This is a genomic window from Vibrio sp. 10N.261.54.E10, assembly GCF_002877735.2.
In the GTDB taxonomy this organism is placed as follows: Bacteria; Pseudomonadota; Gammaproteobacteria; order Enterobacterales; family Vibrionaceae; genus Vibrio; species Vibrio crassostreae_C.
Window position 1 is genome coordinate 1,561,621 of record NZ_MCXE02000002.1, and the last position, 26,148, is coordinate 1,587,768.

2 protein-coding genes are annotated in these 26,148 nt (G+C 47.5%); both read left to right on the forward strand.

The window, feature by feature from the left end; translation table 11 throughout:
* Nucleotides 1–55 precede the first annotated feature (55 nt).
* On the forward strand, nt 56–25,585 hold the full coding sequence (locus BCU07_RS18210; protein WP_413286177.1) for a tandem-95 repeat protein: 25,530 nt from the start codon (nt 56–58) through the stop codon (nt 25,583–25,585).
* A gap of 189 nt (nt 25,586–25,774) precedes the next feature.
* On the forward strand, nt 25,775–26,128 hold the full coding sequence (locus BCU07_RS18215; protein WP_017060510.1) for a hypothetical protein: 354 nt from the start codon (nt 25,775–25,777) through the stop codon (nt 26,126–26,128).
* Nucleotides 26,129–26,148: the final 20 nt, after the last annotated feature.

Below are 26,148 nucleotides of genomic sequence, written 5' to 3' on the forward strand. Positions count from 1 at the left end.
GTCCTTTAATGCCTCTATAAATACGATCAGTTAGCTAGTAGCAACGGAGGCTGTAATGGCAGGCGAAAATAACCAAAACAACCAAAATGAAGATCTAAATGACGCGGTAGAACAAACGGACACGAACGACGCGGGTACGCCCTCCCAACAGCAGAATCAACAAAATCAACAAAACACGATTGCGTCGACAATAGCGACGGGTGCTGAAAATGCGGATGCGGCAGACGAAGTTAACCAGGCTTTAGACGAAAATCCGAGTGGTGCAGGTAATGCTGAAGATGCCTCTGCTTCTGGTGCGGCTGTGCAAGAAGAGACGCCAGAAAGTGATGGAGATTCAGACGCTGCACAATCCAATGTAGTTGGTGGAGCCGCTTCTGAAGCTGGCTCGGATAACGCTGCTGGCAGTGGTGGCGGTGCTGGAGCGGGCGCACAAGCTGTAGGTGGTGATATCGCAGAGGCTGCGACAGGTGGTGTAGACGCTGAAGGTAATGAAGAACAAGGCCAAGCTGCGCGTACTTCAGCAGCGCCGAGTGCGACATCTTCAGAGTCGGGTGACCAACAAGTTGGTGATGAGCTAGATTCACAAACAGTAGAAGAGACGTTTGCAGTTGATGTTCAAGCTTCTGACGAAGAGACCATTAGCGAAGTAGAGGATGACTTTGATTCTGAAACGGTAAGCGAAACGTTTAAAATCAAAGTGGAAAGTGAAAATGATGCGCCAGAAGCTGAACAAGATCTGGCTTACATCATGGATGAAGATGGCTCCATAACATTCACTCAAGAACAATTACTCGAATACGCAAGTGATGTAGATGGGGACGAGCTTGTTGCTTCTAACGTTCAAGTTGGTGATGATGCAACAGTTCAAGACAATGGTGATGGTACTTTCACCGTTGTTCCTTCAGCTGATTTTAATGGTGAACTTGACCTTACTTTCGACATCAGTGACGGCCAAGAAACGATTAGCAGCGCAATTGATTTAACGGTACGCCCGATTAATGACGCGCCTGTTCCTGAAGATAAAACGTTTGAAATAGAGGAAGATGGCACACTCATCTTCACCGATGCAGACCTGTTAACAGGTGCTACAGACATTGAAGGTGACAACCTTACTATTGAAAGTGTGACCTACGACGGTGGCGACGGTATTCTTACCGACAACGGTAATGGCACATACACCTTCGCACCGAATGAAAACTTCAATGGTGACGTAAACTTCGGCTTCGATGTGTCAGATGGCACCGATACGGTCTCTGCGAACATCGATGTAAGTGTAACAGCGGTTGATGATGCGCCTGTGTCTGGTGACCTAGCGTACTCAATCGACGAAGATGGTTCGATTCGTCTAAGCCAAGAGCAATTGCTATCGCAAGCGTCAGATGTTGAAGGCGATGACCTGACAGCTAGCGACCTTACGGTTGGTGGAGATGCAACGGTTGTAGCTAATGATGACGGCAGCTTCACCATCACGCCAGATGAGAACTTCAATGGCGACATCGATATCAGCTTCGATATCTCAGATGGTACCAATACCGTTCAAGCTTCGGCTGACCTTACTGTTAATCCAGTTAATGACCTGCCAGTGCCTCAAGACCAACAGTTCAGCGTTGAAGAAGACGGCACACTTATTTTCACTGATGCTGACCTATTAACAGGTGCGACTGATATTGAAGGCGACAACCTAACGGTTGAAGGTGTGACCTACGATGGCGGTGACGGTATTCTTACCGACAACGGTAATGGTACATACACCTTTGCGCCAAATGAGAACTTCAATGGCGACGTAAACTTCGGCTTCGATGTCTCTGACGGCACCGATACGGTGTCAGCAAACATCGATGTGAGTGTAACTGCCGTTGATGATGCACCTGTGTCAGGCGATTTAGCGTACTCAATCGATGAAGATGGTTCTATCCGTCTAAGCCAAGAGCAACTGTTATCACAAGCATCTGATGTTGAAGGCGATGACCTTACTGCTAGCGGCCTAACGGTTGGTGGTGATGCGACGGTTGTAGCTAACGATGATGGCAGTTTCACCATCACGCCAGATGAGAACTTCAATGGCGACATTGATATCAGCTTCGATATCTCAGATGGTACCAATACCGTTCAAGCTTCTGCCGATTTAACCGTTAACCCAATCAATGACCTGCCAGTTCCTCAAGATCAGCAATTCAGTGTTGAAGAAGACGGTACTTTACTGTTCACAGACGCGGATCTGCTTACAGGCGCGACAGACATTGAAGGTGACAACCTAACGGTTGAAGGTGTGACTTACGATGGCGGCGACGGCATTCTTACTGACAACGGTAATGGTACTTACACCTTTGCGCCGAATGAAAACTTCAATGGCGACGTAAACTTCGGCTTTGATGTGTCTGATGGCACCGATACGGTCTCTGCGAACATCGATGTGAGCGTTACGGCGGTTGATGATGCACCAGTGTCTGGCGACCTAGCGTACTCAATCGACGAAGACGGTTCGATTCGTCTAAGCCAAGAGCAACTTTTATCACAAGCATCAGATGTTGAAGGCGATGACCTGACGGCTAGCGGCCTAACGGTTGGTGGTGATGCAACGGTTGTAGCTAACGATGACGGCAGCTTCACCATCACGCCAGATGAGAACTTCAACGGTGACATCGATATCAGCTTCGATATCTCTGATGGTACCAATACGGTTCAAGCATCGGCTGACCTAACCGTTAACCCAGTAAATGATTTACCAGCACCTCAAGATCAACAGTTCAGCGTTGAAGAAGACGGTACACTTATCTTCACCGATGCAGACCTGTTAACAGGCGCTACTGACATTGAAGGCGACAACCTAACGGTTGAAGGTGTGACCTACGATGGCGGTGACGGTATTCTTACCGACAACGGTAATGGTACATACACCTTTGCGCCAAATGAGAACTTCAATGGCGACGTAAACTTTGGCTTTGATGTATCAGATGGTACCGATACAGTCTCTGCAAACATCGACGTAAGCGTAACAGCGGTTGATGATGCGCCTGTGTCTGGTGACCTAGCGTACTCAATCGACGAAGATGGTTCGATTCGTCTAAGCCAAGAGCAATTGCTATCGCAAGCGTCAGATGTTGAAGGCGATGACCTGACAGCTAGCGACCTTACGGTTGGTGGAGATGCAACGGTTGTAGCTAATGATGACGGCAGCTTCACCATCACGCCAGATGAGAACTTCAATGGCGACATCGATATCAGCTTCGATATCTCAGATGGTACCAATACCGTTCAAGCTTCGGCTGACCTTACTGTTAATCCAGTTAATGACCTGCCAGTGCCTCAAGACCAACAGTTCAGCGTTGAAGAAGACGGCACACTTATTTTCACTGATGCTGACCTATTAACAGGTGCGACTGATATTGAAGGCGACAACCTAACGGTTGAAGGTGTGACCTACGATGGCGGTGACGGTATTCTTACCGACAACGGTAATGGTACATACACCTTTGCGCCAAATGAGAACTTCAATGGCGACGTAAACTTCGGCTTCGATGTCTCTGACGGCACCGATACGGTGTCAGCAAACATCGATGTGAGTGTAACTGCCGTTGATGATGCACCTGTGTCAGGCGATTTAGCGTACTCAATCGACGAAGATGGTTCGATTCGTCTAAGCCAAGAGCAGCTGCTTTCTCAAGCATCAGATGTGGAAGGCGATGACTTGACGGCCAGCAGCCTAACGGTTGGCGGTGATGCAACCGTTACTCAAAACGATGACGGCAGCTTCACGATTACGCCAGATGAGAACTTCAATGGTGACATCGATATCAGCTTCGATATCTCTGATGGTACCAACACGGTTCAAGCTTCGGCTGACCTTACTGTTAATCCAGTTAATGATTTGCCAGTCCCTCAAGACCAACAGTTCAGCGTTGAAGAAGATGGCACGTTAATCTTCACCGATGCCGACCTATTAACAGGTGCAACGGACATTGAAGGCGACAACCTAACGGTTGAAGGTGTGACCTACGACGGTGGCGACGGTATTCTTACCGACAACGGTAATGGCACATACACCTTCGCACCGAATGAAAACTTCAATGGCGACGTAAACTTCGGTTTTGATGTGTCAGATGGCACCGATACGGTATCAGCAAACATCGATGTAAGTGTGACTGCGGTTGATGATGCGCCTGTGTCTGGTGACCTAGCGTACTCAATCGATGAAGATGGTTCTATCCGTCTAAGCCAAGAGCAACTTTTATCACAAGCGTCAGATGTTGAAGGCGATGACCTAACAGCCAGCGGCTTAACGGTCGACGGTGATGCAACCGTTACTCAAAACGATGACGGCAGTTTCACGATTACGCCAGATGAAAACTTCAACGGTGACATCGATATCAGTTTCGATATCTCAGATGGTACTAATACGGTTCAAGCATCAGCTGACCTAACCGTTAACCCAGTTAATGACCTGCCAGTACCTCAAGATCAACAGTTCAGCGTTGAAGAAGACGGCACGTTAATCTTCACCGATGCCGACCTGTTAACAGGTGCTACAGACATCGAAGGTGACAACCTTACAGTTGAAGGTGTGACCTACGATGGTGGCGACGGTATTCTTACTGATAACGGTAATGGTACGTACACCTTTGCTCCGAATGAGAACTTCAATGGCGACGTAAACTTCGGCTTCGATGTCTCTGACGGCACCGATACGGTGTCAGCAAACATCGATGTGAGTGTAACTGCCGTTGATGATGCACCTGTGTCAGGCGATTTAGCGTACTCAATCGATGAAGATGGTTCTATCCGTCTAAGCCAAGAGCAACTGTTATTACAAGCATCTGATGTTGAAGGCGATGACCTTACTGCTAGTGGCCTAACGGTTGGTGGTGATGCAACCGTTACTCAAAACGAGGACGGCAGTTTCACGATCACGCCAGATGTGAACTTCAATGGTGACATTGATATCAGCTTTGATATTTCAGATGGCACCAATACAGTTCAAGCATCTGCAGATTTAACCGTAAATCCAATTAATGATCTGCCAGTACCTCAAGATCAACAGTTCAGTATTGCAGAAGACGGTACGCTTATCTTTACTGATGCAGACCTGTTAACAGGCGCTACAGACATTGAAGGCGACAACCTAACGATTGAAGGTGTGACTTACGATGGTGGCGACGGTATCCTGACCGACAACGGCAATGGCATATATACTTTTGCTCCAAATGAAAACTTCAATGGCGATGTAAATTTCGGCTTTGATGTATCAGATGGTACCGATACGGTCTCTGCAAACATCGATGTGAGTGTTACGGCGGTTGATGATGCGCCTGTGTCAGGCGACCTAGCGTACTCAATTGACGAAGACGGTTCGATTCGTCTAAGTCAAGAGCAGTTGCTTTCACAAGCATCAGATGTGGAAGGCGATGATCTAACAGCGAGCGACCTAACAGTTGGTGGTGATGCGACGGTTTTAGCCAACGATGACGGCAGCTTCACCATCACGCCAGATGAGAACTTCAATGGCGACATCGATATCAGCTTCGATATCTCAGATGGCAGCAATACCGTTCAAGCATCGGCTGACCTAACCGTTAATCCAGTAAACGACCTACCAGTCCCTCAAGATCAACAGTTCAGTATTGCAGAAGACGGTACTTTACTGTTCACAGACGCGGATCTGCTTACAGGCGCGACAGACGTTGAAGGTGATAACCTTACTATTGAAAGTGTGACCTACGACGGTGGCGACGGTATTCTTACCGACAACGGTAATGGCACATACACCTTCGCACCGAATGAAAACTTCAATGGTGACGTAAACTTCGGCTTCGATGTGTCAGATGGCACCGATACGGTATCAGCAAACATCGACGTAAGCGTAACAGCGGTTGATGATGCGCCTGTGTCTGGTGACTTAGCTTATTCAATCGATGAAGACGGTTCGATTCGTCTAAGCCAAGAGCAGCTGCTTTCTCAAGCCTCTGACGTGGAAGGCGATGACCTGACTGCTAGCGGCCTAACGGTTGGCGGTGATGCAACCGTTACTCAAAACGATGATGGCAGTTTCACGATTACGCCAGATGAGAACTTCAATGGTGACATCGATATCAGCTTCGATATCTCTGATGGCACCAATACGGTTCAAGCTTCTGCAGACCTAACCGTTAACCCAGTAAATGATTTGCCAGTACCTCAAGATCAACAGTTCAGTGTTGAAGAAGATGGAACGCTTATCTTCACCGATGCAGACCTATTAACAGGCGCTACTGACATTGAAGGCGACAACCTAACGGTTGAAGGTGTGACCTACGATGGCGGCGACGGTATCTTGACCGACAACGGCAACGGGACTTACACCTTTGCGCCGAATGAAAACTTCAATGGCGACGTAAACTTCGGTTTTGATGTGTCTGACGGCACCGATACGGTGTCAGCAAACATCGACGTAAGCGTAACTGCCGAAGATGATGCGCCTGTGTCTGGTGACCTAGCGTACTCAATCGACGAAGACGGTTCGATTCGTCTAAGCCAAGAGCAGCTTCTATCGCAAGCTTCTGACGTAGAAGGCGATGACCTAACAGCTAGCAGCCTAACGGTTGACGGTGATGCAACAGTCGTTGCTAATGATGACGGCAGTTTCACGATTACGCCAGATGAGAACTTCAACGGTGACATCGATATCAGTTTCGATATCTCTGATGGCACCAATACCGTTCAAGCATCGGCTGACCTAACGGTTAACCCAGTAAACGACCTACCAGTACCTCAAGATCAACAGTTCAGTATTGCAGAAGACGGTACTTTACAGTTCACAGACGCGGATCTGCTTACAGGCGCGACAGACGTTGAAGGTGATAACCTGACGGTTGAGGGCATCACTTATGAAGGCACTGATGGCGTACTGACTGACTTGGGTGAGGGATCATATAGCTTTGCTCCAAACGAAAACTTCAATGGTGATGTGAGCTTTAGCTTCGATGTGTCAGACGGTACCGATACCGTGTCTGCAAACATTTATGTTAGCGTGACTCCTGAGAACGATCCGCCTGTTGCGGGCTCAACGTCCTACACGGTGAATGAAGATAATTCGATTACCATTTCTGATGCACAACTATTGGCAACATCTTCAGATATTGAAGGTGATGTATCGATAGACAGCGTGACTTACTCTGGTAGCGACGGTGTCCTCGAAATCAATGGTAACGGCACTTACACCTTCTCGCCAAATGAGAACTTCAGCGGTGAAATTGCACTGGATGTGGTTGTTGCTGATGAAGATGGTGCGACCGACTCAACGACCGCGGGCATCAATGTTCTTGAAGTGAACGATCCGCCGGTTGCAGGCCCTACGTCTTACACCATTGATGAAGACTCAGTACTTACCTTCAGTGAGTCTCAAGTGTTGCTTAACGCCTCAGATGTAGAAGGGGATGTTGATCTTGTTGGTATTAGCTACGATGGCCCTGAGGGTATCTTCTCAGTAAATGGTGACGGCACTTGCAGCTTCGCTCCAAATGAGAACTTTAATGGCCAAGTTCAGCTTGATGTCACCATTCGTGATGAAGATGGTGCAGAAGTGGAAACCGTCATCAATGTTGACGTATTACCAATCAATGATGCGCCAGTGTCTGGTGATTTGGCTTACAACGTTAACGAAGATGGTTCAATCACACTGAGCCAAGATCAGCTGTTGTCTCAAGCGTCCGATGTAGAAGGCGAAGATCTAACCGCAAGTGACTTAACAGTTGGTGGTGATGCGACGGTTGTAGCTAGCGATGACGGCAGTTTCACGATTACGCCAGATGAAAACTTCAACGGTGACATTGATATTCAATTCAACATCACTGACGGTACTGACACGGTTCAAGCAACCGCCGATCTTACTGTTAACCCAGTTAATGACTTGCCGGTTCCTCAAGACCAACAATTCAGTATCGCAGAAGACGGTACGCTTCAATTTACAGACGCCGACTTACTTACCGGTGCCACCGATATTGATGGCGACGACTTAACCGTTGAAGGTATTAGCTATACAGGTGGTGATGGCGTACTGACCGACCACGGTGATGGTACTTATACCTTTGCGCCAAATGAAAACTTCAATGGCGATGTGAACTTCAGTTTCGATGTGTCTGATGGCACAGAAACCGTTAGCGCTAACATTGATGTGAGTGTGACTCCTGAGAACGATCCGCCAGTTGCGGGTTCAACCTCATACATGGTCAATGAAGACAATGCCATCACAATTTCTGATGAACAGTTGCTAGCTAACTCTTCGGATATTGAAGGTGCGGTGTCGGTTGATACTGTGACTTACAGTGGCACTGATGGTGTGTTCCAAGATAACGGCGATGGCAGCTATACCTTCCTTCCTAATGAAAACTTCAGCGGTGATATCAGCCTTGATGTGATTGTTGCAGATGAAGAAGGTGCAATTGATGAAACCACAGCAGGTATTACCGTTCTTGAAGTGAACGATCCACCAGTTGCGGGTCCAACGTCATACACCATTGACGAAGATTCGGTTCTGACGTTCAGTGAATCTCAGATTCTTGTGAATGCTTCGGATATCGAAGGCGATGTAGAACTTGTTGGCATTAACTACGATGGCTCTGACGGTATCTTCACTGTAAATGGTGATGGTACATGCAGCTTTGCACCCAACGAAAACTTCAATGGTCAGGTTCAACTGGGTGTGACCATTCAAGATGAAGATGGCGCAACGGTTGAAACACACATTAACGTTGATGTATTGCCAATCAATGATGCGCCAGTATCGGGCGATTTGGCTTACACCATCAATGAAGATAGCTCCATCACGCTAAGCCAAGAGCAATTGCTAGCAAGAGCAGGTGATATCGATAGCGATAACTTAGAAGCTATCAATCTATCTACTGATGAAAATGCGACCATCCAACACAATGATGATGGCAGCTACACCATCACACCGAACGCAGATTACAACGGTGACCTAGATCTGAACTTCGATATCATCGATAACGATGGTGGTTCAGTTCAAGTTGGCCTAGACATTACCGTGAATCCGGTTAATGACTTGCCACAAGCGCAAGATCAACAGTTCACGATTGAAGAAGACGGTACGTTACTCTTCACCGATGCTGACCTGCTTGCAGGTGCGTCGGATATTGATGGTGATGAACTGTCGATTGAAAACGTACTCTACACAGGTGCAGATGGTGTTCTTAGCGATAATGGCGACGGCACATATAGCTTTGCTCCAAACGAGAACTTCAATGGTGATGTTCAATTCTCATTCGATGTCTTTGACGGTACTGATTCAACATCAGCTGTTATTGATGTCAGCGTAACGCCTGAGAATGACCCACCAGTAGCGGGCTCAACATCGTACACAGTTCAAGAAGATGGCCAAATCACGATCAGTGATGAGCAATTATTGGCAAACTCTTCCGATGTAGAAGGTGATGTTTCACTGTCTGGAGTATCGTACTCCGGTGATGATGGCTCTTTTGTTGATAATGGCAATGGTACTTACACCTTTACGCCAAATGAAAACTTCGATGGTGATATTTCACTAGACGTTGTTGTCGTTGACGAAGACGGTGCAACCGCAACCACAACCGCTGGCATCGATGTTATCGCTGTGAATGACGGACCTGAAACTTCGGGCATTCAGGCTGAAGTCGATGAAGATAATTCAATCACCATTACTCAAGAGCAGCTGCTTGCAAACGCAACTGATGTTGAAGGTGATGAGTTAACGGCAACTAACCTACAAACCAACGATCCAGATGCGACAATTGTTACTAATGACGATGGTTCATTCACCATTACGCACACAGAAAACTTCAATGGCGAGTTGGATTTCACATACAACATCAGTGATGGTGAGAATGAAGTTCTGACGACACTCGACTTGACGGTTAACCCTGTCAACGATGCGCCGGAAGCGGGCGATGAAATCTTCATCCAAGCACAAGAAGACCAAACCGTTGGTGTGACACTTCGTGAAGAACCAGCACTACGTTTAGACCAAGCGCCAGAAAACGGCATCATTGAAGCGAATGTGAATGACGAATGGGTGGTACTGGAAGTAGGACAAGAAGTTCCTGCAGATACCGAAGTCCGCTTTGTTCCAAGTGAAGATGCTCTTGCTGAAGGTACACACACCACACAAATCGGTACGTTTGACGATAACGCGAGTGTGGATGATTGGGGTACAGAAGTTGACCCTTATACGCGTGAGTTCTCAGATGGTGACTTAACGGTAACCGTTCAAAGTAACGATGATCCTCTTGGTGCTTGGAATGGTAACACCCACATTGGTCACGGACTTGGTGATACCGACCGCCAAGGCCTGAGTGGTGATGAGAAACTGACTGTTTCGGTTGAAGGTCAAGACATCAATGAAATCAGTTTCCACCTAGATGGTTTGGGTGGTTGGTTCATGGAAGAGTCTCGTCATTTTACAGAAGTCGAAATCAAAGCGTTCAATGAGGATGGCGACTTAATTGACTCGATGACTTACCACAAAGAAGACCGTGGTACTTTCGAGACAGATTACACGCTAACGGTTGATCAACCAGTGTCTTACTTTGAGCTTGGTACCGTGCAAGGTAATGGTACTTACGTCGTTCAAAACATGACAGTGTCACAAACTTGTCATGATGAAGCTGTGTTTACATCGATTGGTGTAGATGGCTCAGAGATTACTGAAACGGTTGAGTTGAATATCCATGCGGGTGACAACGAAATCGAGTTAACGGCTGATCTTCCGAATATTACTGTCGATACCGATGGTTCTGCCCAGTTTGCTTCGGTTGTAATTACCGAAGAGCAACTACTGGCGCAAGCATCTGATATTGATGGCGACGACCTTGATATTGAAAATCTCGAGCTAGTGGGTGAAAACTCAGAGCATGCAACACTCACCGATAATGGTGATGGTACTTGGACGGTAACACCGGATGAAAACTTCCATGGTGAAATCGAACTTGGTTACCAAGTTACCGATGGTGAGCTGACAGACAGCAATATCATCAATATCAATTTCGAATCAGTAAATGATGCGCCAATCGTTTCTGGCCCGATTGTTCTATCGACAGATGAAGATGAAGGTATCACGTTCAGTGCAGATGACTTGCTAGCGAATACCACAGATGTGGAAGGCGATACGCTGTCTATTTCTGACATCACTTACGGTGGTGATAACGGTGAGCTAGTTGATAACGGCGATGGTACGTTTACCTTCATGCCGAATGAAAACTTCAATGGTGAAATCGACATCGACTACAAGGTGTTTGATGGAACTGATGAAGTTGCAACGCATCTAGACCTAACGGTCGTACCAGTCAATGATGTGCCGGTTCCGGGTGAACCATTGCACACCCAAATGCTTGAAAACGGCTCCATGATCATCGAAGCGAAAGACCTATTGTCTGGTGCTACCGATGTTGATGGCGACATTCTTCATGTCGAAAACCTATTACTTGCAGACCAAACGCAAGGTACGTTAACGGATAACGGTGATAATACCTTTACCTTCGAACCTGCAGAAGACTTCTACGGTGAAGTGAATCTGACTTTCGATATCAGTGATGGCCAAGCAAGCGCACCAAGTACAGCAAGAGTTGACGTTGAAATTGTCAATGAAGGCCCAGAGGTTGGTGGTCCAATTGAAGCCGCTGTTGATGAAGATGGTTCAATCACTATCACTCAAGAGGATCTGTTAGCGAATGCGACGGATGTCGATGGCGACAACCTTGAAGCCGTTAACTTAGCGACCAACGATCCAAATGCGGTTGTTGTAGAAAACCCAGACGGTAGCTTCACTATTACACCAAGTGCAGATTTCTTTGGTGAGATTGAGTTTACTTATGATGTCACTGACGCGATCGAAACTGTTGCGGCTGACCTCAACCTAACCGTAAACCCTATCAACGATGCTCCAGACGTGCCTGACATGTCTTTCACTACGGAAGACGGTCAAGCGATTACCATTACCGAAGCTGAACTATTAGCACAAGCGACAGACATTGAAGGCGACGAACTGTCAGTTGTGAATGTGACGAGTGCAAGCGACACGGTAGAAGTCACAGACAATGGCGATGGAACATACACATTAACACCAGAGCAGGGCTTCTTCGGTAACGTTGACTTAGCGTTTGATGTGAGCGATGGCACTGATGTGGTTGCCGCAAACATCGACCTAAAAGTTGAGTTCGTCAACGATGCGCCAGAAGCGACGCCAATGGTGGCAGATGTCGACGAAGATGGTTCAATCCTCGTTACACAAGAAATGTTGTTGGAGAACGCGAGCGACCAAGATGGCGATGAGTTGTTTGCAAGCGCGCTTGAAACTAACGATCCAAATGCCAGCATTGTAGACAATGGTGATGGCACGTACACAGTGACACCTTCAGAGAACTTCAATGGCGATATTGCATTCACTTATGAGGTGAGCGACGGTGAGCTGAGCACGTCTAATGATATGACATTGACCGTTAATCCGGTGAATGACATTCCAATTGTTGCTCCAGGAATGTACCACATCGAAGAGGATGGCAGCATCCTGTTCACTCAAGAAGATCTATTGAGTGCTGCAATTGATATTGATGGCGACGACCTAAGCGTTACCAGCATCAATTACTCTGGTGATGAAGGCACAGTAACCGACAACGGCGATGGCACGTTCAGCTTCGTTCCTGAAGAGCACTTCAGTGGTGATCTGCAGTTCAGCTTTACTGTGACAGACGGTACGGATGAAGTTGAACAAGACATTAATGTTCACATTGAAGCAGTTGCTGATGCGCCTGACTTAGTTATCACGGATGGTGATGGTGTTAACGTCGACGACCAGGCGATTTTGGTTGAGCCAGGCGGTATTGTTGAACTGAACATTGCTGCGGCACTTGTCGACCAAGACTTGTCTGAAACACTCACTGTTACAGTAGATGGTGTGCCAGAAGGTTCGGTTATTCAATACGATAACGAAGGCGTTCTGAATGACCAAGAGAACGGTATCACCAGTTACAACGACACTGAAATCACAGTAACGTTTGAAGGTGAGACGGCTGGCTACCAAAACGCTGCGGGTTACTACAAAGTAGACGAAGACGGCAACATCACAGGTGTTGAAGTTGTTTACGAAAACGCATCACAAGTTGGTGGTGGCGGCGACCTTGTTCCAGGGCAAGATCAATTCAGCTTCCAAGTCGAGGAAGGCGAAAGCTTTAACCTGTTCTTAATTCCAAACGGACATCAGCACAACGACTTTGATGCGATGCAAGACGGTCAGTACGAGTTCCGTGCTGAGGATGGTTCGCCTGCGAACATGGATACGGTTGATCCTCAACTTGTCTTTGTGGCTGCTGATGGAACCGAGACAGTGATTCAAGGCCAAAATGGTGACGCGATCTTCCATGGTGGTTCAAGCTCTCAGCTAAACCAAGATGGTATCGAACATACTCGTACTACGGTTAATGAAGACGGCGAGCTGGTTTACGGATTTGAAGATTTGTATGGCGGCGGTGATGCTGACTATTCTGACTTCAACTTCACAATCGATGTCGGTGAAGTGAACAGCCAAATCTACAGCGGTGAAGTAACGGTTGGTCCTGATGGTACGGTGAACTTACCAACAACGGCTATCGAAAATGCGTTACAAATCCAGTTACCAGAAGACTTCAATGAGCAGCTTGAAGTTCATGTAACCGCAACTGCGACAGAGTTATCGAATGATGATTCTGAAACGGTATCTCAAACCATCTACATTAACGCGACAGGCGCGCACATTGAGCACGCACCTGAAGCACTTCCGGTTTCTGCAACGGTTGAAGAAGATGGTTCAATCATCATTACGCAAGAAGACTTATTGGCTAATGCGCGTGATTTAGATGGCGATCAGTTGACGGCTCTGAATTTAGCAACCGATGATGAGAGCGTTACGATTACCGATAACGGTGATGGTACGTACACATTAACGCCAGATGCTGATTTCAATGGCGATGTGAGCTTTACGTTTGATGTGTCTGATGGTGATGATGTTGTCTCTACCAACCTTGAGTTAACAGTTTCACCAGTAAATGACGGTCCAGAAGCACAAGACCACGCATTCACAGTCGGCGAAGATGGCGTGTTAACGTTCAATGACCAAGACCTATTAACAGGTGCAACGGACATTGAAGGGGACGACCTAAGTGTTGAAGGTGTAACTTACACTGGCGCAGATGGTGTCCTAACCGATAATGGCGATGGCACCTACAGTTTCGCGCCGAATGAAAACTTCAATGGCGATGTGAACTTCTCGTTCAATGTATCAGATGGAACCGATACGGTAACCGCTAACATTGATGTGAGCGTGACGCCAGAGAATGATCCTCCGGTTGCGGGTAGCACGTCTTACACGGTTCATGAAGACAACTCTATTACGATCAGTAACGAACAATTGCTAGCGAACTCTTCGGATATCGAAGGCGAAGTCGCAATTGATAACGTGACTTACAGTGGTAGCGACGGTGTTCTGGAAATCAACGGTGACGGCACATATACCTTCTCTCCAAACGAGAACTTCAATGGCGAAGTTAGCCTAGATGTTGTCGTGACGGATGAAGATGGAGCGACTGAAGCAACAACGGCGGGTATTACTGTCCTTGAGGTGAACGATCCGCCAGTTGCTGGCCCTACGTCATACACCATCGATGAAGATTCAGTACTGACTTTCAATGAGTCTCAAGTTCTGTTGAACGCTTCTGATATTGAAGGTGATGTTGAGCTTGTTGAGATCAACTACGATGGCCCAGACGGTATCTTCTCAATCAATGGTGACGGTACATGTAGCTTCGCTCCGAATGAAAACTTCAACGGCCAAGTTCAATTGGATGTAACCATTCAAGATGAAGACGGCGCTCAAGTTGATACGTTTATTACGGTTGATGTATTACCAATCAACGATGTACCAGTATCAGGGGACCTTGCATACAGTGTTGAGGAAGACGGTTCGATTACCTTGAGCCAAGAGCAGCTTCTTTCTCAAGCGAGTGATGTAGATGGCGACGACCTTACTGTTTCTAACTTGATTGTTGATGGAGACGCGACGGTTGTTGCTAACGATGACGGCAGCTTTACCGTTACGCCAGATGCGAACTTCAATGGTGACATTGACCTAACGTTCGACATTAGCGATGGTACAGATACGCTGGTTGCGACGGCTGACCTAACCGTTAACCCAGTCAATGACCTTCCACAACCACAAGATCAAACGTTCAGCATCGGCGAAGACGGCATCTTGAACTTCACTGATGAAGACTTGCTGACAGGTGCGACTGACATTGATGGGGATGATCTGTCGGTTGAAGGCGTTACTTACACAGGTGCGGATGGTGTTCTTACTGATAATGGCGATGGAAGCTACAGCTTTGCGCCAAACGAAAACTTCAATGGTGATGTGAACTTCAGTTTTGATGTGTCAGATGGCACGGATACAGTTCAAGCCAACATTGATGTCAGCGTGACACCAGAGAACGATCCACCGGTTGCAGGTAGCACGTCTTACACCGTTCATGAAGACAACTCAATTACCATCAGTGACGAACAGTTACTTGCTAACTCTTCTGACATTGAAGGTGATGTGGCAGTCGATAGCGTGACTTACACTGGCGCTGACGGTGTCTTTGAAGACAACGGTGACGGTACTTACACCTTCTCACCAAACGAAAACTTCAACGGCGAAGTTAGCCTTGATGTTGTCGTAACTGATGAAGAGGGCGCAACTGAAGCGACCACCGCGGGTATTACTGTACTTGAGGTGAACGATCCACCAATCGCAGGCTCAACCAGCTACTCAGTCAACGAGGACGAAGTTATCACCATCAGTTCAGAGCAACTGTTGGCAAACGCTTCTGATATCGAAGGTGAAGTGGCGATTGATAGCGTTAACTACACAGGTTCAGACGGTATCTTTACCGACAATGGTGACGGAACATTCAGCTTCGCACCTAACGCTAACTTCGATGGCGACGTAAGCCTTGATGTTGTCGTTACTGATGAAGAAGGCGCAACCGTAGCGACCAACGCAAGCATTGATGTTCTGCCTGTTAACGATGCTCCGGTATCGGGCGACTTGGCGTACAGCGTGGACGAAGATGGCTCAATTACCTTGAGCCAAGAGCAATTACTTGCTCAAGCGAGTGATGTTGATGGCGATGACTTAACAGCGGCTAACCTAACCGTTGGTGGTGATGCGACAGTTACAGCAAACGATGATGGTAGTTTCACTATCACGCCAGATGCTAACTTCAATGGCGACATTGATTTGAACTTCGACATTACCGATGGCGATGCGACGCTTCAAGCAACGGCTGACCTAACGGTTAACCCAGTTAATGACCTGCCAACAGTCGGTGAGCCACAATTTGTGACTCAAGAAGACACCAGCTTTACCTTCACAGAAGAACAACTGCTGCAAAATGCGGGCGACATTGATGGTGATAACCTATCGGTTGAAAATGTGGCTTCAGATAGCGGTACTTTGGTTGATAACGGCGACGGCACTTACACATTCGCACCGAATGAAAACTTCGACGGCAATGTGAATGTGACGTTCGACGTGAATGACGGTACCGCGACAGTACCAGCAGAAGCGACGATTGATGTTCAATCTGTGGTTGATATGCCAGAGCTGTCGATTGCTTCTGACCTAGTGATTGCTTCAGACAACTTCGAGTCTGGCTCAAACGGTTGGAATACAGGCACAGAAAGCTCTCAAGGCTTCGAGTCGGGTGACATGCTAGGTCGTATTGGTGGAACGGGCGGTGATGAAGCCGTCAGCAAAACTTACGACATTCCAAGTGATGTGAGCGAAGTTAATATCTCGTTCAACTTCTACGAAATTGATTCTTGGGATGGTGAGTCGTTCCAAATCTTTGTCGGCGGCGAAGAGCTAACGACATTAGATAATTCTGCGTTCCAAACTCAAGATGGCACTACAACGTTGTACGATTCAGCGGGCAATGAAGTCGGTGAAGTTGTTCACGGCGTGTCGCAAGGTGAAGGTTTCAGTGGTTGGAACGACCAAGCACACCAAATCAACCTAACGGTACCCGTTGAAGACGGCCAACTTGAGTTAGGCTTCGGTTCAACCTTGAATCAAGGTGTAAGTGATGAGTCGTTTGGCATCGATAACATTGAAATCACAGTGTCTGACGCGGATTACCAAATCATTGGTACCGAAGATACACCTGTACCACTTGATATTGATGCGGCGCTTACTGATACCGATGGTTCAGAAAACCTTGCTATTTTGATTGAAGATGTGCCGGAAGGCAGCTCGCTTTCTGCAGGTACCGATAACGGTGATGGCACATGGTCATTGCAACCAGGCGAGCTAGAAGGGCTAGAGTTTATCCCTTCAGGTGACTTCAATGGTGATGTGGTTCTAACTGTAAATGCGACATCGACTGATGTTGATACGGGCACCACCGCGACGGCAACCCAAGATGTGACGATTCATATCTCGCCAGCGAATGATGCTCCAGAAGTTGATGGTGACATCAGTGCTGTGACAGCCGAAGACAACAGCATCACGCTAACTCAAGAGCAGTTGCTAGAGCACGCTGTTGACATTGATGGTGATGATTTATCAGCAATCAACCTAACTACCAATGATGAAAATGCGACCGTTCAAATGAACGACGATGGCAGCTTCACCATTACACCGAGTGAAAACTTCAACGGTAATATCGAATTTAGTTACGATGTAACCGATGGAGAAGACATGGTCGCGGCTGGCCTAGACTTGACGGTAACACCTGTCAATGATGCGCCAGAGCCACAAGACCAAGCATTCACTATTGGTGAAGATGGGGTTCTTAACTTCACTGACGCTGACCTGTTAACGGGTGCGACGGATGTTGAAGGTGATGACCTAACAGTCGAAGGTGTGACATACACGGGTGCTGATGGTGTGCTTACCGACAATGGTGACGGAAGCTACAGCTTTGCGCCAAACGAGAACTTCAATGGTGATGTGAACTTCAGCTTTGATGTGTCAGATGGCACGGATACGGTTCAAGCCAACATTGATGTGAGCGTGACGCCTGAGAACGATCCACCAGTGGCGGGTAGCACGTCTTACACTGTGCATGAAGACAACTCAATCACGATCAGTAACGAACAGCTATTAGCCAACTCTTCAGATATTGAAGGTGAGGTTGCGATTGATAGCGTGACTTACACTGGCAGTGACGGTGTGTTCGAAGACAACGGTGACGGCACTTACACCTTCTCGCCAAACGAGAACTTCAATGGTGATGTGAGCTTAGCGGTTGTTGTTACCGATGAAGAAGGGGCAACAGAAGCGACCACCGCGGGAATCACCGTACTTGAGGTGAACGATCCGCCAATCGCAGGCTCAACCAGCTACTCAGTCAACGAAGATGAAGTTATCACCATCAGTGCAGAGCAACTGTTGGCGAACTCTTCTGATATTGAAGGTGAAGTGGCGATTGATAGTGTTACTTACACAGGCGCTGACGGTATCTTTACTGACAACGGCAACGGCACATTCAGCTTTGCACCGAACGCAAACTTCGATGGCGATGTTAGCCTCGATGTAGTGGTGACAGATGAAGACGGTGCGACAGTAGCCACCAGCACAAGTATTGATGTTCTTCCAATTAATGATCCACCAGTATCGGGTGACTTGGCATACAGCATTGATGAAGATGGTTCGATTACTCTGACTCAAGAGCAGTTGCTGTCTCAAGCATCTGATGTGGATGGCGATGATCTGACCGCAAGCAACTTAAGCGCAGGCGATAATGCAACCGTTGTTGATAATGGCGATGGCACCTTTACGGTAACGCCAGATGCGAACTTCAATGGCGATATCGACCTAAGCTTTGATATTTCGGACGGTACTGAGTCAATTGTGGCGAACGCCGATCTGACGGTAAACCCAGTCAATGACTTGCCAACGACATCTGATGTTTACGCGAACGTTGATGAAGACAACGTCATCACTATCACGCAGGAACAGCTACTTGCGAATGCCGCTGATATTGAGGGCGATGACCTTGTCGCTTCCGACTTAACCTTAGTGGGTGACGATGCAACGATTGTCGATAATGGCGATGGCACGTTCTCAATCACTCCAAGCGAAAACTTCAATGGCTACATCGATGTTGCCTACAGCATCAGCGATGGCGACACACCAATTGCCGCTAACTTAGGCTTAACCGTTGACCCAGTTAACGACGCGCCAATTGTTTCTGCTGATGTGGCGATAACCATTGAAGAAGACGGTTCATACACCATTACTCAAGAAGAGCTCCTACAATTCGCGACTGACATCGAAGACGATGACATGACCGCAATTATCGGAGAGCAGGGCGATGAAACAACCGTAACCGGTACAGTGTTGGATGCTGAAACTGGCAATCCAATCGCAGGTGCGGATGTTACGCTAACCGACAACGCAGGTCATTCTTACACGGCGGAGACGGATCAATCCGGCAACTACTCTGTGAGCGGTCCTGTTGTTGACCAAGGTACCGTCACTATTGAACAAGAAGGCTCTATTACTAGCAGCTTCCTGGTTCCAGCAGGCGAAGATACCAACGGTGGCGTAACCGCTATATCCGAAGTACTTGAAGAAACAGATATGCGTATCGTGGTCACATGGGGTGACAGCCCACGTGATATGGACAACCACCTATGGCTCTACGATACAGAGAATGGCAATGAGCTAGACCATATTCACTATCGCGACATGAGCCATGATTTGGGTGAAGGTAATGTCGTTCAACAAGATGTAGATGACACAAATGGTGGCGGCCCTGAAACCATCACCATTCCAAACTACCAAGATGCGGACATGCACTATTCAGTACACAACTACACCAGCAGAAGTTGGGATGTAGATGGTGTTGAAGATGTACAGGTTCAGGTATTTGTTGGCGATACATTGGTTGAAACCTTTAGCCCTGATTTATCTGAAAGCCCATCGGGTGACCACTGGCATGTATTTGATATCGTGAACGGCGTTATTGTTCCAAGCCAAGATGTAGGCAGCGAGAATGCGTTTGATTTACCAACGGCAGAAGAAGCGCTCGCGAATGAAAACGGCATTGATATCTCTGAATTGCTAACCGGCGAGGAAGGTGATGATTCTGGTGAAACGGGTGGTAACGAACCAAGTGTTGGAGATGTTTCCATTGAGAACGCTCTTATCACTGACAATGGTGATGGTACTTACACCATTACACCGGAAGAGAACTTCAATGGTGAATTCTCGATTAGCTACAACGTAGACGATGGCAACGGTGGGGTTACTCCAGCGGAACTAGACGTGACCGTAACAGCAGTTAACGACCTTTCTGTAATTTACGACCACGACTACACCATTAATGAAGATGGTTCGCTGACCTTTACCGATGAACAGCTATTGGCTGGTGCAACGGATATTGATGGCGATGACCTTTCTGTCGAGTCGGTTAACTACGAAGGTACAGACGGTGTGTTCACGGATAACGGCGACGGTACTTATACCTTTGCTCCAAACGAGAACTTCAATGGTAATGTCGACCTAACTTACGATGTGAGTGATGGTACAGATGTTGTATCGGCGAATATTGATGTTCAAGTGGTTCCAATCAACGACGTACCGGTAGCGGGTTCTACGACTTACAGTGTTGAAGAAGACGGCAGTATCACCCTAAGCGATGCACAACTTCTAGCGAATAGCTCGGATGTTGAAGGGGAAGTGTTTGTCAGCGATGTAAGCTACAGCGGCACTGATGGTGTATTCACTGATAATGGTGATGGTACTTACACCTTTGCTCCAAACGAAAACTTTAACGGTGACATCAGTCTTGATGTCTCTGTAATGGATGAAGATGGCGCAACCGCTGAAACAACCGCAGGTATCGACGTTATTGCCGTTAATGACTTGCCAGTTGCAGGTTCAACGACCTACAGCGTTGACGAAGATAACGTGATTACCATCTCTGAAGCACAGCTTCTTGCGAACAGCTCAGACATTGAAGGTGATGTATCCGTTAGCGACGTTTCCTACTCAGGCGCAGACGGTATATTTACTGACAATGGTGATGGTACTTACAGCTTCGCACCAAATGAAAACTTCAACGGCAATGTCAGCCTAGATGTCACCGTTGCTGATGAAGAGGGTGCAACGGCTGAAACCACTGCGGGTATTGAAGTTATCGCGGTTAACGACGCGCCAGTGTCAGGTGACTTGGCTTACTCAGTGGATGAAGATGGTTCAATCACGCTAAGCCAAGAGCAACTGCTGGCTCAAGCATCGGATGTGGACGGCGATGATCTTACCGCGGCCAACCTAACCGCGGGTGATAGCGCTACCGTTACGGCAAACGATGATGGTTCATTTACTATTACACCGGATGCCGACTTTAATGGTGATATTGACCTAAGCTTCGACCTTTCTGATGGTACTGAAATGGTTGTCGCAACGGCCGACCTTACTGTGAATCCAGTGAATGACATCGCAGTTGTAGAAGATGTCGCTTACACCATTGAAGAAGACGGTTCACTTACCTTTACAGACGAGCAACTGCTAGCGGGTGCTTCTGATATTGATGGTGATGAGCTTTCAGTTGCCGACGTGTCTTACACTGGCGCAGAGGGTGTGTTCACCGACAATGGCGATGGCACTTACACCTTTGCACCGAACGAGAACTTCAATGGTGACGTAAGTCTAGACTTCTCAGTATCTGACGGCACTGAGACAGTCGATACAAACATCGACGTAACGGTAACAGACGTTAACGATGCACCTGTGGCAGGCGCAACGTCTTACCAAATGAACGAAGATGGCACCATCACATTGAGCCCTGAGCAGTTGATTGCTAATAGCTCCGATGTGGACGGGGAAGTGTCTCTTGATAGCGTGAGCTACTCAGGTGCAGACGGTATCTTGGTTCAAAATGAAGATGGTTCGGTAACGTTCGCACCAAACGAAAACTTTAACGGCGACATCAACCTTGATGTGACGGTTATTGATGACGATGGTGCTACCGCTCAAACCACTGCTGGTATTGAAGTTATTGCAGTTAACGACGCACCAGTGGCCGGAAACCTGGCTTACTCGGTTGATGAAGATGGTTCAATTACGCTATCTCAAGAGCAGTTGCTGGCTAACGCATCGGATGTTGATGGTGATGCACTAACCGCAAGCAATCTATCTGCAGGTGACAATGCGACTGTAACAGCGAACGAAGATGGTTCATTTACTATCATGCCGGATGCTGATTTCAACGGTGACATTGATTTGAGCTTCGATGTGTCAGATGGCCTTGAAACTGTTCAAGCTGGCGTCGACCTAACCGTTAATCCAGTCAATGACCTACCAACAGCAGAAGACCAAAACTTTACTGTTGAGGAAGATGGAACGCTAACCTTCACTGACGCTGACCTATTAGCAGGTGCTGCGGATATTGATGGTGATGACCTTTCTATCACGGATGTGTCTTACACGGGCGCAGAGGGTGTGTTCACTGACAACGGTGACGGCACTTATAGCTTTGCTCCGAACGAGAACTTCAATGGCGATGTCAACCTTGGCTTCACAGTGACTGATGGCACTGAGACAGTCGATGCTAATATTGGTGTGACGGTAACGGATGTTAACGATGCGCCGGTAGCGGGTTCTACGTCTTACCAAATGAACGAAGATGGCACCATTACAATCAGCCCTGAGCAGTTAATTGCTAATAGCTCTGACGTTGATGGTGAAGTGTCACTCGAAAGCGTGACTTACTCAGGCTCTGACGGCACCTTGGTTCAAAACGATAATGGGTCTGTGACCTTCACGCCAAACGAGAACTTTAATGGTGATATCAGCCTAGATGTGGTCGTGACCGATGATGACGGTGCAACGGCAACAACAACGGCAGGTATCGAAGTTCTGGCTGTGAACGATGGACCTGAATCTGAGGATGTGAAACTAACCACAGCCGAAGACAGCACCATTCTTATCACACAAGACATGTTGTTAGCTCAAGCTACCGACATCGATAACACCGCAGACGAGCTGTCGGCTTCTGGTCTACAAATCGACCCTAGCTTGGGTGAGTTGCTAGATAACGAAGATGGTACTTGGTCATTTACACCAAACGAAAACTTCAATGGCGATGTGCCAATGACGTTTAACGTTAGCGATGGCCAAGAGACAATTTCAGTCGACGGCAACATCGATGTTACGCCAGTGAATGATGCACCTGAAGCGCCAACCATTGAGATGCAAGGCGAAGAAGATGTGGTCATGGTGATTGACCCTGCTTACATCGCGGGTCAAGTGACAGACCTTGATGGCGACGAGATCAGCATTGAGAGCATCACAGTACGAGCACCAGCGAATGCGACCTTAACTCAGCAACCAGACGGCATGTATCACTTAGTGACTACTCAAGACTTTAATGGCTTAGTAGAACTCGGTTATCAAGCTACTGACGGTGAAGAAGTGGTTGATGGCTCGCTGAATGTGGATGTCATTCCGGTTAACGACGCACCATTCAATGTCGGCAACGCAATGATGACCACAGACGAAGATGGCGCGTTCACCTTCGATGCTGGCGACTTGATGAACTTGTTCGGTGACATTGATACCGCAGACCTTGTTGTTTCTCGCATTATCACCGCAGACGGTGAAGATGGCGGAGAAGTTACAGACAACGGTGATGGTACTTGGACATTCACACCAACAGGCGACTTTGCGGGTGTTTCTGACCTACAAGTTGTCGTGAGTGACGGTGAGTTCGAAACGGTTCTCGATGTTCCTGTGTACGTACGTCCTGTCGCAGATGGCGCGGTTATTTCAACTGACCATGACGGTCCATTAGTCTTCGGCGAAGATGAAACGGGTCACTTGGGACTGAACGTTGGCCTAGTCGATGATTCAGAAACACTAAGTAACTTGGTGATGACAGGTTTCCCTGTTGGATTCGAGGTAACAGATGGTGTGAATACCGTGATGATCACCGAGCCGGGTCAATACATCGACCTGTTCGACTGGGATATCTCAAACATTCAAATGACGCCGCCTGAAGACTTCCATGGTGAGTTCTTCGTAACCGTAAGCGCAACAACGGTTGATTACGGAGATGAGCCGGAAGCGTTTGATGATGGTATCGATTCAGGTGATTTCGAAACTGTGGCGGGTGATTCCATCATCCTAACGGCGGACGACCTAATTGGTTTGGCTGAGAATGTGGATGCAGACAGCGATGATGAAGTGAAACTGGTTCATCTTGCCGACCGCAGCCAAGGTGAGATTGTCGATAATGGCGATGGCACTTGGACGTTCACACCAGCACCAGGCTTCACGGGCGAAGCAGACATTGCGTACGTAGTTGATAAAGATGGCGTGCTTCATGATGAGCAAACTGGCGTGGTCGTGAAAGAAGGCGACTCGCAAGAGAATGCAGCACCAGAAGTTAACAGCATCACAACGACGGAAATCGCAGCGGATGCAACCTTGTCGTTCACTGATGAAGACATGTTAGCGAATCTGAGCGATGCAGAAGGCGATAGCTTGAGCATTGAGTCAGTAAGCTTGATGGAAGGTCAGGGCGTAATTGAGAGCGATAACCAAGGTAACTATCAATTCACTCCTGCTGAAGACTACACCGGCGATGTTCAAGTTGGGTTTATCGCGACCGATGGCGAAAATCGCATCGAAAGCTTCTTCAATGTGGATATCCAAAGTGGCGATGAAACAGCGGCGAGCGAAGGTTATACCTTAGCTGATGATGGTTCACTAACTATCACGGATGCACAGCTGGTGGATGAGTTGGGCGTGAGTGATTCTGCACAGGTTGTTGATGTTGCAGACGCGAACGATGCTGGCTTCTTTGCCGAATCAGGTGAAGGTGAGTGGACTTACTGGCCGAACGAAGACTTCGATGGCAATTTAGCGATGAATGTTGAAGTTAACGACGGCGGTGAAGTATCAAGTCACAGCTTAAGCATCCAAGTTGAAGATGATTCAGTACAAAGTGATGAACCACAAGTCCAAGCTGCTCAAGCAACAGAAGAGCAACAAGTGGAAGTGGCTCAACAAGCTGATGACCAAGCTCAAGATGCTGAAACTGAAGACAGCGCAGCAGATGTAACTGCGGCGCCGGGCGATACTATCTCTATCTCGATTCCAGATGAGGTGAGTGGTAACGAATCGGTTGATTACGCTGATATGTCTGGCTTACCTGAGGGCGCTACTGTAAGTAACGCACTGGATAACGGTGATGGTAGCTTCACAATCAGTGGCAACTTAGAGCAGCCTGTATCTGTTGAACTTCCAGAAGGTTACGAAGGTACTAGCGAGATCCAATTCCAAGGTTACGACGAATTGGGTAGCTCAATAGACGGTGCTAGCGGTTCTGTTGAAGTTGAGGTCGATGATCAATACACCATGCAAGGCTCTACGCAAGAACAGCAACCGGACATGGCAGGTATGGAATCTGGTGGCAGCGACTGGACAAGTGCGGGAGGTCAAGACCAAGGTGTCGACTTCACGGACGACTCTGGAAGTTTCGATTCAGATTCTCAAACTGGAACCGATCAAGGCAACGACTTCGACCAAAGCTCGATTTAATCGAGAGGGCTTAGTTTTAGTCTAAACCGACAAGCAGATAGGGCAGCGTAAAGTTGCCCTCATTAAAGCCATGTAGAGTTATTGATACATGGCTTTTTTTTATTTATTTTTTTGTTTCGCTAAATAAACTTGAGAACAGGTAAATATGTCCTTAATTATTAGAAGGGTCCGTTAGACAGGAGGGACGACATGTATCGTTATGTCAGTTCACCGCAAGCGTCGAAGTACATAGTGCCACCGCCTCAACATCGAGAGTTGTCGAGTGTGGATGTGCCTGAGTCTGAATTAGAGATGCGAGAAATATTGAATAATTGGTTTGCTGATGGTTTAGCGCCCATTATTGAAAGTGACGATGACTACATCTCTGCGAGCGATCACGTTCGATTTGAAAAGCTTAGCCGCACCGTTGGGATGTTGTTGAGAAACAAAGATTATTATTTTGCGGCTAAACGGATTTTATCAGTGTGGGAACAAGATTGTCTTGAAACCACTTATATCAATTATCTCATTTTGCGCAGTGAGCGAGTCACTTCTTTAAGGTAAGTTAATGGTGTGGCATTTGT

What these genes read in the sequence shown, in the direction of transcription:
- BCU07_RS18210 (WP_413286177.1), top strand. Translation starts at nt 56, where the DNA reads ATGGCAGGCGAAAATAACCAAAACAACCAAAATGAAGATCTAAATGAC.
- BCU07_RS18215 (WP_017060510.1), top strand. Translation starts at nt 25,775, where the DNA reads ATGTATCGTTATGTCAGTTCACCGCAAGCGTCGAAGTACATAGTGCCA.